Genomic DNA, 14,025 nt, shown 5'->3' with positions numbered 1-14,025 from the left:
TGGGAGATTCATCTTCATGTACCTAAATTTTGCTACTGCTTACAAAGTTTCTATGCGATCCCATATATCTAACAATAATTTCAAGCTAGATAAATGATTCATTGATTCGCATCGCTTTTTTAACGCATCTAGATACTTTTTACCCTCTACAACCTTTGGATCTTTTTTACTGTAGGACAAACCAAATTGTTGGAGATATTCTTTTAGATAACGTTCATGAAATTTCGCTTTTGTTCTAAAAATATGTCCAGGTGGAAAGGAGGACATTTCTTCAGGATCATTTACCAAAATATCGTAATATGCCTGAAACGCCGATAAAACTGGAGAACTTACAATTGAACTATATTCGTGAGGAATTTCGGCATTACCTAATGCCCATGTTTCAAAACAGCAATGCTGAATTATTAAATGAATTTCTGTTTTTGAACTATCTATATTGTAGCCTGATTTTAAAACATCAAGTTTATTTTTAACTTCATTAAAACGATCAATATAAGAATTTTCCTCTGAGTCAATACATATAAAAAAATGATTTACATTGCCAAATTTTTCTATATCCATTAGACAAGCCTCAAGTCGAGAAACTCCTGGATATTGCTTAGGTTTACTAACCATATTTGGATAACCGTCACCTGCGATAATACGACAAGTATTGATTATCATATCTTCAGGACGGACAACAAAAGTTAAGCTAGGAAATAAATGTTTTAACCATGCTTTATATACCTTTGGTTCAGTCTTTCCCCCCTCTACTAAAAATAAAAGATTCACTCAGACACTTCCTCACTATCAAGTAAATTAACTAATTGAGTAAACTTATCCAAACTAGAAGCTGTGTTAAGTTCTGGAATATTTAAAGATTTTCTAACTCTGACTTTGTTTCCATATTTACTCACTATCTGCCAAGTTTCCCAAGGAATATTATTGATAATATATGGATGATGGCTAGTAAGTATAAACTGTACATCTGGGGATTTATCAAGGATAAAGTCTGTTAGTTCAGACATACAGTTAATTCCTAAACTGTTCTCAAATTCATCAATTAAAATCACGGATTCTTCAGGAGCAGCAGTTACTTCAACCAAAAAAATTAAAGTACGAAACATCCCCGATGAAATTTGCTGTTGAGGAATCCAGTTTTCTAAACCATTCTCTTGAATTTCAAAGACTAGCAAAAAATCAACATCTGGATTTCTCTCTCTACTAACTCTCACATCTTTCACTTCTGGAAAAACATCAATGTAAAGCTCTTTAATTTCATTAAAAATTTCAGGAAAAAATTTCTGCAAATAAAAAGCCTTTATAACTGATGGAGTACCAGTATAATATTGTACAAAAAGTTTTTTATTGAAACGCTTTAAAATATTTTTATTATAAAGTTCTTCCAGTTTATTAAACACTGTAGTAAGTCTATGATCAGCGTCAACTGTAAATATATATTTCTGGCTCTGAGCAGTTTCAAAGTTAAATATTAATCGCCCAAATGCTTCAACTACTGGAATAATCAAATCTTCTTCTGAAAGAAGAGTAATTGCACTTTCAGTTCTTTTAAATTTAGGCAAATCTTTGTTATTGAATTTTGAATCTGAATCATTGCGGAGAACTATCTCCAGTTCATAATCATCATCATATCGAACTAATTTTTCATAAACAATCTCGGTCTGTTCTGACTCATTTACATTTAGAATAATTTCTTCGTCTTTGAGTGAGGAACTTTTTAACTCCCACCTATAATTTTGTCCTAAATGAGAGAAATTAATACTCCATTCCAAATCATCTAAATTGCGATTTCTACCTTTTGCAACATCACAAATTAAGTCAAGTGCCTTTAAAATTCTTGTCTTTCCAACGCCAGAACCACCGACAAGTAAATTTAGATTCTCAAATTTAACTTCCTCAATATGCCAATTTTGCTTATTGTTACTGAATTTAAAACTCTGTATTTTCATATTTCTTACTTTTCTTAACAAGCAATTATATAGAGAATCTAAAAGAACTTCTGACATGAATATCTTCCATTCACTCTATATCGGGTTATTTTAGCATTCAAAGTTGTGATCAGAGATTTTGTTTTAGATTACTTTTTAATATCATTAATTAAGCGCATATTCTCATCAACAATCTTTATATGAAAAATAAATACTACTAGTTGCGTGATATTGTTTATTAACGAGTACAAGCAGAGCGATCGCAGTTTGGAAATTATCCGCTTTGATCAAGCTGTCGGTTTTTAATTCACTAAAGTTGCAATTTATGACAACAATATGAGAAAATGAAAAGAATATGAAAACAACTTAGAGACAAAACTAATACCTGTGAAACTTGATACCCCACCTGTCAGCGTTTCTGACTTGTCTGTAACTGAAACCAATTTAAATCAGCCTATAGTTAAGGATAAACCCCAAGAATCCGTATTTATGGTCTTTGGGACAACTTTTATTACGATCTTTCTGGCAGAAATTGGTGATAAAACCCAACTTTCTACCCTGTTAATGAGTGCAGAATCCCATGCCCCTTGGGTGGTTTTTGCTGGTTCAGGGGCAGCATTAATTACTACTAGTTTACTGGGAGTATTATTAGGTGGTTGGATATCTACAAAACTCAGCCCTAAAACTGTCGAGAAATCAGCCGGGGTCATGTTGCTGCTAATTTCGCTGATGTTGGTATGGGATGTAATCCAAGGTTAATACTTTTAAATATTTGGAACTGGGGAATTATGGACTGGCATCTTTTAGGACTAAGTTTTGTCACCGTATTTTTATCAGAATTGGGTGATAAAAGTCAATTAGCAGCGATCGCTCTTTCTGGGAGGGGACAATCTCGAAAGGCAGTATTTTTTGGTACAGCCGGAGCATTATTATTAACTAGTCTCCTGGGAGCATTAGCTGGTGGTGCAGTATCGCAATTTTTACCTACAAGAATTTTAAAAGCGATCGCTGCTGTGGGTTTTGCCATCCTGGCTATTCGTCTCTTATTACCCAACAGTGACGAAGAATAAGAGACAGCAAACAACCGAAAATTAGATCAATTATCTATGATGATATAAGACTAATTTCACAAGAGATTGATTGATGAAATGAGGCAATTGATACAGGACAACTCGTGGAGGGATCCCACAAAATAAATTGGAAACAATCAGGAATATCTGCCATTTTCAACTTTTTTGAATCCGTCAGTAAATGAATATTTTGATTGTGGCAAGCTTCCAGATTGTAATTAGGTATTCTTTCAGAAAGATGGTGGATATTGTGGTAGCCTATATCTGCTGAAAACCATTTCAAAACAGTGGGTAATTCTAAGTAACTACTGCCTTTTAATGCTCCTAGCGTATAATCCCAGCCTTCGGTTTTATGGGCGTAAGATCCCTCAAAGTTGTGTTGGACAAAGAAAACACAGATGAAAATTGCTGCTGCAAAGGTGAGGGTAATTGAGTAAATGCTCAAGAAGAATCCAAATCCTAGTAAATAACCCAGATAAATCCAACTACTAACTACACAAATATTGTTGAAAAGGAGATCAAAAAATTCCCCCGTTGTGTACCAATTTTTAGATTTATAAGAGTAAATGATTTTCTTGATATCCATACTTGGATCTTCTTGTATGCAATTCAGTAAATGACCTATAAAACCATATAATCCGGCGATTAGTGCTAGTCTTGGCTTAATTGCTAGGTAGAAAAAACCGCCCGGAAAAAGCATAAGTGGATGCCTTAGCAATTCATACCGCTTTTGGGCAGCAGGACTAAGTTTACTAAATTCCTCCGTGGAGACTAATGCAACTGGCCCTCGATATTTTTCCCAATCACCATTTGTTTTATGATGATAGGCATGACCTCTTGACCAAGGATATTGAGGAATTCCATTCATTACTCCCAAAATAAATCCTACGACTCTATTTACCCGTTTCGATCTAAAGAGTGAATAATGCCCACAATCGTGCATTAAAGAAAAACAACGTAGTGAAAACAGTGTGATCATCACCATGATCGGTGGCAGCAAATAAAAGGAAACTTTTGCTGCTTTTACTGCTAAAATCCATAACAGAATATAAGGAATAACTGTATTTAGGATTTGATACGTGGCACGTAAGTCGTTGCTCTTCATGTAGGGAGCTAAGACAAAATCTGACTTTTTAACCATTATGGAAGTCTCTAACTGCATAGTGATCGCCACGCTCTCTTCGAGACCCTCCGTGAACGCTGTAGGAATTGCCAAAAGCTTAAAGAATATTAATGTTTATGTTTAATATTGTAACCTTTTTTTTGTCAATTTTATTGAAATCATCAGGTATAATATTTTACTATGAGTAAGTCATAAAATAAATTATCCTGTCTTGTCATGATGTATCTATTCGGTCAACTTCGTGAACGCGGAGCATGGCTTTAGTCATCCAATCTTGTGGGATGGGCATCCGGTTCCCTCCTGATATTATTAGCAGGCAAGATGCCTGCTCCACAAGAAATTTTGGGATATTTTTTTATTTGGAAGTCTCTTAGGTTCTAAAAATTAAGCTTCTCGCCAGTACCAGTTTAAAAGAATACCTCCTGCTAATACTTTTAAGGCTTCTAACAAAAAATAACCGCTGTGTAATAAATTCATTGTTGCTGATACTGGATGACTAGCGAGTAAGCTGAAATTACTTCCTATAGCGCACATTTGGGGAGTTAAAAAATAAGTATCTAGTAATGCTACTGTTAACAGTAATCCAGATAAAGCAATACTACCCAAACGCCAATTAGATTTAGTCTTGCTAATGGCCAGTACAGCAGTTAAAACCACAGCAGCAGACAATAATTCTAAGCGATTAAAAGTCCAAAAAACAGCATAACCTGCTGTAGAAAAATTAGCTTCGTTCATCATGCCAGCAAAGTAAAGACTAGGCATAATTACCCAATCTAAACATAGACTAGCACTGAGCCAGAAGCCCAAAGTCAACATAATAGCTGTTTGCCAAGTTGACCGTTTAAATTCCAGATTGGAAATAGTGTTCATAAAAATAATTGCTTTGTTGTCTTCCTAGTGTCTAACTAAAACAATAATTTTGACAACAAATATCAACTAACTGTTACAAACAAGAAAATATAGTTATTAAAGGGGTTTCAGATGGTTTTGTAAAGAACTTTGAAGTTCAATTAACAAATCTTCACAAACCAACCAATACTGTATTAAGTATTGGTTAATTAAAAATTATCAAATCTATTGTGTATCAGTCATTGTTTTCGATATTATTTTCTTCATCGGTTTCTCCCTCAATCAGTTGTTCATTATCTTTAATGATTACATTTTCAATATCCTCAACGAAAAGTTCTAAATCTTCTAAGGCTTCTTTTATTTTCTCATAGTGAAAAGGTTTGAATAAGAAGTTTAATATTTTTTCTGTTGTTTTTTCTTCATTGTCGCTTACTTTAAGTTGGTTTTTAACAAACTGATTAATAAACTTGAAAGTTTTGATAATAATTTCTTTTTCATTTTTTTCATAAATTTCGATGATATGTTTATTTACATTTATATCATTATTAAATTTTGCCTTTAAATACTTTGTAAAAGCTACTTTAAATAAAGCTAATAAATGATATAAATAGCTTCTGAAAGTAGCTTGATATGAAAAAGGTGCAGCATTATAAATTACGTTAAAAACATAAAAGGCACACAACATATTTTCAAATGTTGTTTTATCATTGAATATTTTCTCATAAAGACCATCTTTATGTTCTTTATGAGAAATAAAATTCAAGTTTTTATTCATTTTTCTTTGATCATAATTTTTGATAACATTAACAGGGTCTTGCAAATGATAAGCTAAATAGACGTTTGCAAAAATATAATTTGGAACTTTTTTTACATTCTCTGGAGTTTCTCTAAATTCATCACGCCTTTTTTCATACCAAATATTAGTTTGATATGATGCGTTTTGAAGCATTATCTGTATATCATCATTAGCACAAAAATCTCTATCCTCTACGGGATTTTGGGAATTAGTATACCTCGTAACATTTAAATCAAAATCTTTTCCACCTGATTTTAATAAGCGTAAAGTTACCAAAGATTCACTATCCATCTGTCTGCGCTTCGTTACTGTAGCATCTTTGTAAGCTCGGTAAATAGAATAAACAGTTTGTGCGCCATTAATAATTTGCAATCCCGTTAATTCTATTTGTTCAGCTTTTTTTCCAATAGTAGGCAACAAATAAGTAATTGCTGTAATGCCATTATTGTAATACCAAAAATAGGCTGGATTGTCCAGTGCTGTTCTTTCTATATCTTCATTAAATTGTGATTGCAGTAGAGGATTTCTCACATTTTTATAAAAAAGAGCAAATCCATATTTTTCAAATAAATTATATATACTTTTGGGGCGAAGTAAAAACATATATGCCTCAAAAGGCTTATCTATTTTAACAACTCCATTCTTTTGAACTATTTCTATAGTGACAGGATTTTCTTCTGGGTTATGATAAATTTCTAAAGGATTTAAAGGGTCTATTTTTTTATATGTTCTGTCAATATAATCTAATTTTATCCGATTTATATCAATTAGTTCAAATTTAATTTTTTCATCACCTTTTTTAAAAGCACTAATATTTTCATCCGCCCCTCCTTTATATTGAGAAAGTGTCAAAAATAGAAATCTAACCTCTCCATTAGCTTTAAGGTGATTATCTAGATCATCTAATTTCGCTTTTACTTTTTCATTCACATTTTGTTTTTCTCCCCGCAAAATTGTGTCAAAATCATTAAGTGCTTGTAGTATTTCCTTTTTATCAGGTTCGTTGCCTGATTTATTAGGATTATTCCATTTTGACTGAACGACATAAAAAATTTTCTCTCCCTGATTATTTGTATTATCAAAAACAATGTCACAAGAACGATCTTGATGACCATCCGTAATAAAATCTTTATAGTTAGATTTTCTTCCGTAAAATTCGAGAAACCAAATTAAGAGGGCATAAGATTTTTGATTCTCTATTTTTTTGCTATGTTTTTTTATGAATTCATCATCTTTATATTTCTCCAAAAGTGTATTAAGGTTGCTATCAATTACGTTATAAAATTCTTGTGTCAGCATATAAAATACCAATAGAAACTAAATTATTTTTGAGTGGGAAATTATTAGAGGGTGTTTGAAAAGTTTTTAATGTATAAACAAACCCCTCTTGTAAACCTCTCCCCGAAGCGGGGAGAGGCTTTGAAACCCCCCTTCCCTAGGAGGGAAGGGGGGCAGGGGGGTTAGGTTTTTGGAGATTATCGGTTTCATCTAATACTTTTAAAACATCCTCTTAGACTATTAAATTGAAAAACCTCACTATTTATTATATCGTCATTTTCTCTCTATCCAATTCTCCGGGACAAAAAGTTCAAAGTTCCTGTATATTTCCCCCTGTAGAGAATAATATCCAGAAACTTTCTAGGACAACACAGCGTCAGTAAAACAACTCCACATTACCCAAAAATACTTACTTATTTTTCCTTAAATGTCCAAACACCCTCATCCCAAGTAGCATCAGATGGAGGTGATTGTAACCAGTGCTGACAACGACTCATATATAACATAGAGGCTTTATCATTATTGTCAGCAGATAAAGCTTTCACAAACTCCGAAAGGGCTGGGGTAAATTGACGTTTTAGATAATATTCACGCCCTTTGTGATAATGCTCAATTAGTTCTAGTTTGGCGCTATTAATGTGATCCGTCCGCGTTCCAATTAACTCATAAATAGCGACTGGTTCATTCCGTCCTTTAACGCGGATATAATCTAGTTCTCTTGCCCAAACACTATCTTGGCAAATTTTATATGTATTATCGCTGATAATAATATCGCAACCATATTGTTTACTGACGCTTTCTAATCGAGAACCCAGATTGACACCATCACCAATAGCGGTAAATTCCATCCGTTTACTAGAACCAATATTGCCACTAATTACGGTATCAGAATTAATCCCAATCCCAATTTTAATGGCACAAAGATTAGTTGATTGACGCAGGATATTTAATTCTAGCAAGCGATCGCGCATTTCTAAAGCTGTTTGTACTGCCATAACGGCGTGTTCTGCCAAAGGTAAGGGAGAACCAAACACAGCCATGATGGCATCACCGATATATTTATCAAGAGTGCCTTTATGTTTAAAGACTGCTTCCACCATTGATTCAAAATATTCATTCAACATTCTTACCACTTCTTCCGCTTCCATATTTTCTGTGAGGGTGGTATAGCCGCGAATATCAGAGAATAAAATGGTAACTTCCTTGCGATCGCCCCCTAATTTAGCATCATCTAATTTCAGTAATTCTTCTGCTAATTCCTGGGTCATATAACGGTACATTGTACTCTTGAGACGCTTTTCATCACTAATATCTTCCATGACCACCAATGCGCCACAGACTTTATTTTCGTCTTCGACATCAGAAATACTATTTAATGATAAATTAACGCTATGTTGTTCTGTGCCTGTAGTTAATAGAGTCTGATCAGGATAATATTGCTGACTGTTTTTAGCATTATTAGACTGGAGAGTATCTTGAAACCATTTGCTAAAATCTCCCTCTTTAATAGTGACAATATCACTCACCATTTTACCTTCCAAGGCTGCTTCTACCCCAAAGCCTAATAATTGTTTAGCACTTTCATTAGCTGTGATAATTATCCCAGTTTTATCTGTAGAAATCACCCCATTGGAAAGACTTCGCAAGATATCCCGCTGCATTTTTTCTTGTTGTTTAAGTTTGGCAAACAACTGAGCATTTTGCAGAGCTACACCCGCTTGAATGTTAAATGCTTCCATAAATTCTTCATCATTTCTATCAAAACTAGCTTGGAAGCAATCAGGAGCATTAGGCCAAAAGGCTGGATTATCAGGTGAGTAATCCCCAACTTTCTTTTTATTTACTAATTGGGTAACACCAATCAATTTTTGATCACTATTAAATATTGGCATACACAGCAAACTACAGGTGCGATAGCCATTACTTTGATCCATTTTTTGAGCCGTTCCCGAGTCAGAATGCTCATATAAATCAAAGGGAATATTTAGTTTTTTGCCAGACGCGGCAACAATACCGACAAAACCTTGACCCATAGGTACGCGCAACTCTTTAGCAACACCATTATCTTGATAAATTTTTGTCCATAAATCATGGCGATCTCTATCTATCAACCACAGTGTACTCCGGTCAGCATTCATCAATTTTTTCGCTTCATTCATTACCCTTTTCAGAGTTTCTTCTAAATCCAGTCCACTTTGACTAAGGGATTTAATTGCCTTCATTAATGCAGCGGCAGCTCGTTGTTTTTGAGTGGCAATATAGAAGGAGCGAGATGATTCTAAAATCAGGCGAATTGAAGGAGCAAATTCTAGAAATACATTTTCATCAACTTCAGTAAAACCTCTAGTATCAATGCGTTCGTTGAGGGGATCATTAATATCATGAATAGGTTTTAATTTATTTAGTAATTGTACTACGGCCACCAATTTATCCTCTGTATTTAACAGTGGCAATGCCAACATTGTATAAGTGTGGTAGCCATTTCTTTTATCTTGTTCTTGAGCAAATATTGATCGGGGATCATCATAAAAATCAAAGGGAATATTAACCACCTGTTTGAAAGTAGCAACTTCACCAGCAATACCTTTATTGGCTGGAATCCTAATTTCTAAAGGGCGCTTACTTTTTCCTTCAGCTAGAATAGACCAAAGTTCTTGTTTCTCTTCATCTAATAAAAATATCGTTGTCCGATCTGCTCCCAATAATTCCGCAGTTTTGAGAGTAATCGAATGGAGCATTTCCTGAAGGATTGTCTCAAAACCTTGATAATCCAACATGGATAAGGTTTGGTTAACAACCTGTAATTTTTGCTCAACTTCTTGAACTACTTGTTTAAAAGTGTCTTTGGTCAAGGGAGCAAGAAATTGAGAAATCGTTCCTTTTTGTGTAGTTAAAGAAACCACATTAGGAGAACTTTTTTGCTCTCTATTATTTGGTTGAGGATTAACATCAATAATCATATCTGTGTTTACTTCAGTATTTGGTTCATGCACTGACATAACTATCATCCAATATTTAAACTAAAATATATGGACTTGTCCATTATTGCGAATATAAAGAGAGCGATCTCCTGGATAATCCCGACTATTAGGACGAATTTCTAAAACCAAAGTCCCAAAATTAGGTTTAGACACAACACCTTTGAGATATCTTCCCCCATCATCCCAAAACAGCAGAGAAAATTCGTCTAATTCTCCTCCTCGCAAGTCAAATTGTAATTTTTCTCCAGGTCTTAAAGTCTTTTTTCTCAATTCTGGTAACTGTTCTAATTTCACATCACCATGACTGTGGTTGACAATTTTCACCCGGATATATTGTCCTGGGGTAAAATGAAGTGGAGCAGTTCCACACCGGGAAGCACAAGTTCCTGCTAATGTTAGTTTAGAGTTAATTGGTATTAATAGTAAAGTTGTAGTTAACAATGTGGCAGAAATTGCAAATCTCATATTCATATTTTTGCACTTTTGTTTATTATTTAAATATGCTGTAAAAATTCAATTTCCGGTAATAAGGGATCATTAACAATTCCCACACCAGCAAAACCCCAACGTTTGAGCAAACCGCCGATTTGTGTACTAGCAAGAGATTCAACAGTCAAGCGGCTTGCTAAATCAGCAGCATGAGTATTTAGATAACTCAGAGCCTCAAAATCTTCTTTAAACAATAATAGATATCCTGATGTGGCATCATCATCAACACGGGCTGTGAGATATTTACCGTCTGTCCTAGAACGAATAATATAATAAACCATTGGATAACTAATGAATAATGAATAATGACTGGGCGCAGGCCCTGCGCCCCTACTGAATAATGACTGGGCGCAGGCCCTGCGCCCCTACTGACTGGGTGCAGGACTTGCGCCCTTATTGAATAATGACTGGGCGCAGGCCCTGCGCCCCTACTGACTAATTCAAATCTTCCAACTTAATTCGGGGATCGGCTGCTTTTAAAATCAAGTCAGCAATTAAATTACCAACAATTAATAATACTGCACTCATTACCAAACTCGCCATTACCAAATATTGGTCTTTTGCTAACACAGCTTGTAAGGTTAATTTCCCTAAACCCGGCCAATTAAAGAAATTTTCCGTAATAAATGCCCCACTTAACAAACCTGCTAATTCAAAACCCAATAAAGTAATTAACGGGTTAATAGCATTTCGCAAAGCATGAACATAAATAACCCGGTTTTCTGGAAGTCCTTTAGCGCGAGCAGTTTGAATATAATCTTGGCGCAAGACATCTAATAATTGACCTCGCATAATGCGTTGCAAACCAGCAAAACTGGTAATACTCAAAGCAATTAATGGTAAAACTGAATGCCAAGCGATATCCAGAATTTTACCTAACCATGTCAGGTCTGCATGATCAATACTGGTCATATTCCCCACCGGAAAAAGTGGAGTAGTCAGTTGAGCAAAAAAGAGCAAAAATAAGACGGTGATAAAACTGGGAACACCTTGACCCGCATAACTGACTATTTGTAAAACCTGGTCAGTGCGGCGATTTTGTTTCACAGCAGCGAGAATACCCAAAGGAATAGCGATCGCCCATGTGATAATTAAAGAAGCGATCGCTAACAATAACGTCGCTGGGACTCGTTCCCACAACAACGATGATACAGAACGTTGATAAACAAAGCTTGTCCCAAAATCTCCCCTGGTGACAATTTGCTGCACCCAAAAGACAAACTGTTTTGGCCAAGATTTATCCAAACCAAATTGTCGCCTAATTTCCTCAATTCGTTCCGGGGAAATTTTCGGATTTTGCCGCAGGGTATCTACATAATCCCCCGGAGAAAACTTCATAATAAAAAAAGACAAAGCCGACGCTAAAAAAATCGTCAATAGCGCTTGCAATAGCCGTTTCATCACATAAATAAAAGTTTCATTCGTAACTAGGCTGATCAGCCAGTTTCGACTTGTCTCCAAGGAAATTTTTGTATTAGTCATTAGTCATTAGTCATTAGTCATTGGTCATTGGTCATTGGTCATTGGTCATTGGTCGTTCATGGCAATCACATTAATCAAATAAATCATAGTTCCGACTTAATTAATCAGTTATCACCCATGGCAATCACATTAATCAAACAAATCATAGTTCCGACTTAATATTCAACCAATGAAATAATGGGGACATCAGGTAAATTTTTCCGTCCTTGCAAATCCCGTAGTTCGATGATAAACCCAAATCCCACAAGTTCGCAGTCAATCCTTTGTACCAACTTTGCTGTAGCACTTGCCGTCCCACCAGTAGCAATCAAATCATCCACAATTAAAACCTTGCAACCTGGTTGTAAAGCATCCTGATGTACTTCTAATGTATCTGTACCATACTCTAATTGATATTCAATTGAGTGAACTGCTGCCGGTAATTTCCCTTTTTTGCGAACAGGAATAAAACCCGCACCTAATTTATAAGCCACCGGCGCACCAAAAATAAACCCCCGCGACTCCATGCCGATAATATAATCCACCTGAAGTTCAATTTCCGAACATTTTTGTGCTAAAAGGTCAATAGTATAACGTAATCCGGCTGGGTCGCTTAATAGAGTAGTGACATCTCGAAATAAAATTCCCGGCTTAGGAAAATCGGGGATATCACGAATTAGAGATTTTAAATCCATATTTGTGAGTAGTTAGTGTTCAACCAAGAAACAAAGGACAAGAGACAAAAATTTTCTCCAATCCCTGCCAAATCCTACCCTATAATGTCATACCCTGGAGACTAGTACGGCTTTCTTATGAATTTAGAATTTAGAATTTAGAATTTAGAATGAATACAGCATCAGCTTTTCACAGATTCTGAATGGTTAATTAACTTACGCCTTACTGTACTAGTACAGTGCGGCGTAAGTAAATGAACCATTTTCAATCGCCAAAAAGCTTACTCCATGTTACTTTTGACTTTTGACTTTTGACTTTTGACTTCCGCCCTGCGGTACTAGGGTATTGAGTTGATAGCAAAGCGCGACCTAGGAATCATCAATTGACCGAAAAATTTTAGATTTTGGATTTTAGATTTTGGACCCTAGAATTTTCGGTACAGGTTCCCCCGCCTCTTCAGGGCGGAATTAATCCAAAATACTCGCTGCGCTGCGTACGCTTCGCTAACGCCAATCTAAAATTCTCAAGCTCCACACTTGAGGGTGGAGTCAATCCAAAATCCAAAATCGCAAATCCAAAATTGGCTGACGATTACCAAAAATTTAAAAATTTAATGTATATGGGAACATTTGGGTAGAAAAACTAAGTAATGTATATAATTGAACTGCTATGTCGCCCCAGCAATTAGCAGTGGGAGGTTAATATCAATCACTTTATTGGAAACGCATAAGGTACTTTATAGAATGAATGTCTCCGCTAGTGTCCCATCTTTAAACATCCCCAACGATCAGGGAACGCCGATGATTTTGGATACTTTACCAGATCCAGCGATCGCTGGCCAGGTATGTCCAGCCAGAACTAGATTGCAAATAGATTTAATGTTACTAGCCATTGAAGCCTTAGAACTAGGTGGTTCTGAAGCCATTTTATCCTTTGCTGAAGAATTAGACCTGCAAAGAATTATCAAAAATCGGGTAAACTTATGGCGGATGCGAGCCTCTAACCCCATGCGGAGAGCGCATAGTCGCCGACCTTTAGACATTTTAGAAGCCAAAGCCTTAGTAGTGATTGCTTGCTATATTGCTCGGCGGTTAACAGTTGTGATTCGGCAACTACTAACCATATATCAACAATTAGCCGAAAAGCAGATTCCCCCAGAACAAAATTTAAGATTAGCTAATTACCTAGAAAGGTTTAGAACGCACTTTAAAAGTCGGATGAATTCCCGTCGCTCCGGTGTACTAGCATTAACTTCTGATGAAAAATTAGATGAATTAGCTATAGACTTATTAGGAAAATTACTATTCTGCACAGGTACAGCAGGAATGCAGCGGTACTGGATTTCTCTTTTTGACGGTGAAGTGGAGTAGATTAA

The 14,025-nt window shown here is 35.5% G+C and carries 13 protein-coding genes; 3 read left to right on the top strand and 10 right to left on the bottom strand.

The window, feature by feature from the left end:
* Window positions 1-39: 39 nt before the first annotated feature.
* Both EZY12_04655 and EZY12_04650 read right to left on the bottom strand, forming a co-directional pair.
* Window positions 40-771, bottom strand: a complete 732-nt coding sequence (locus tag EZY12_04655) for a hypothetical protein (protein QSX68971.1) — start codon at window positions 769-771, stop codon at window positions 40-42.
* Window positions 768-1,949, bottom strand: a complete 1,182-nt coding sequence (locus tag EZY12_04650) for an ATP-binding protein (protein ID QSX70514.1) — start codon at window positions 1,947-1,949, stop codon at window positions 768-770. Before EZY12_04650 ends, EZY12_04655 begins: the two co-directional genes overlap by 4 nt.
* A 366-nt stretch (window positions 1,950-2,315) precedes the next feature.
* Here EZY12_04650 and EZY12_04645 point away from each other — a divergent pair, with 366 nt between their 5' ends.
* Window positions 2,316-2,687, top strand: a complete 372-nt coding sequence (locus tag EZY12_04645) for a TMEM165/GDT1 family protein (GenBank protein QSX68970.1) — start codon at window positions 2,316-2,318, stop codon at window positions 2,685-2,687.
* A 29-nt stretch (window positions 2,688-2,716) separates the two neighbouring features.
* Window positions 2,717-2,998 (top strand): TMEM165/GDT1 family protein, encoded by a 282-nt coding sequence (locus EZY12_04640; protein QSX68969.1) that lies wholly within the window; start codon window positions 2,717-2,719, stop codon window positions 2,996-2,998.
* 34 nt (window positions 2,999-3,032) lie between these two features.
* Here the strand turns inward: EZY12_04640 and EZY12_04635 are convergent, their stop codons facing one another.
* The 8 genes from EZY12_04635 to EZY12_04600 all read right to left on the bottom strand — a co-directional run bounded on the left by EZY12_04635 (window position 3,033) and on the right by EZY12_04600 (window position 12,670).
* Window positions 3,033-4,139 (bottom strand): fatty acid desaturase, encoded by a 1,107-nt coding sequence (locus EZY12_04635; GenBank protein QSX70513.1) that lies wholly within the window; start codon window positions 4,137-4,139, stop codon window positions 3,033-3,035.
* Window positions 4,140-4,505: 366 nt separating this feature from the next.
* Window positions 4,506-4,991: a DUF4149 domain-containing protein gene (locus EZY12_04630; GenBank protein QSX68968.1), complete on the bottom strand. Its 486-nt coding sequence runs from the start codon at window positions 4,989-4,991 to the stop codon at window positions 4,506-4,508.
* Between the two features lie 214 nt (window positions 4,992-5,205).
* Window positions 5,206-7,065 carry an AIPR family protein gene (locus EZY12_04625; protein ID QSX68967.1) on the bottom strand — a complete coding sequence of 620 codons (1,860 nt, stop codon included), beginning with the start codon at window positions 7,063-7,065 and terminating at the stop codon, window positions 5,206-5,208.
* Window positions 7,066-7,457: 392 nt separating this feature from the next.
* Window positions 7,458-10,043 (bottom strand): GAF domain-containing protein, encoded by a 2,586-nt coding sequence (locus EZY12_04620; GenBank protein ID QSX68966.1) that lies wholly within the window; start codon window positions 10,041-10,043, stop codon window positions 7,458-7,460.
* A gap of 21 nt (window positions 10,044-10,064) precedes the next feature.
* Window positions 10,065-10,490, bottom strand: coding sequence for a hypothetical protein (locus EZY12_04615; protein ID QSX70512.1), 426 nt, complete (start codon window positions 10,488-10,490; stop codon window positions 10,065-10,067).
* A gap of 29 nt (window positions 10,491-10,519) precedes the next feature.
* Window positions 10,520-10,795, bottom strand: coding sequence for a hypothetical protein (locus tag EZY12_04610; protein ID QSX68965.1), 276 nt, complete (start codon window positions 10,793-10,795; stop codon window positions 10,520-10,522).
* A 154-nt stretch (window positions 10,796-10,949) separates the two neighbouring features.
* Window positions 10,950-11,996 carry an ABC transporter permease gene (locus EZY12_04605; GenBank protein QSX68964.1) on the bottom strand — a complete coding sequence of 349 codons (1,047 nt, stop codon included), beginning with the start codon at window positions 11,994-11,996 and terminating at the stop codon, window positions 10,950-10,952.
* A 155-nt stretch (window positions 11,997-12,151) separates the two neighbouring features.
* On the bottom strand, window positions 12,152-12,670 hold the full coding sequence (locus EZY12_04600; GenBank protein ID QSX68963.1) for an adenine phosphoribosyltransferase: 519 nt from the start codon (window positions 12,668-12,670) through the stop codon (window positions 12,152-12,154).
* Between the two features lie 723 nt (window positions 12,671-13,393).
* Between EZY12_04600 and EZY12_04595 the strand changes: the two genes are divergently transcribed.
* Window positions 13,394-14,020: a DUF3038 domain-containing protein gene (locus EZY12_04595; protein ID QSX68962.1), complete on the top strand. Its 627-nt coding sequence runs from the start codon at window positions 13,394-13,396 to the stop codon at window positions 14,018-14,020.
* Window positions 14,021-14,025: the final 5 nt, after the last annotated feature.

Source organism: Dolichospermum sp. DET69 (assembly GCA_017355425.1).
Lineage (GTDB): Bacteria > Cyanobacteriota > Cyanobacteriia > Cyanobacteriales > Nostocaceae > Dolichospermum.
Note: the sequence above shows the minus strand (reverse complement) of the source record. Positions and strands in the feature narration are given on the sequence as shown.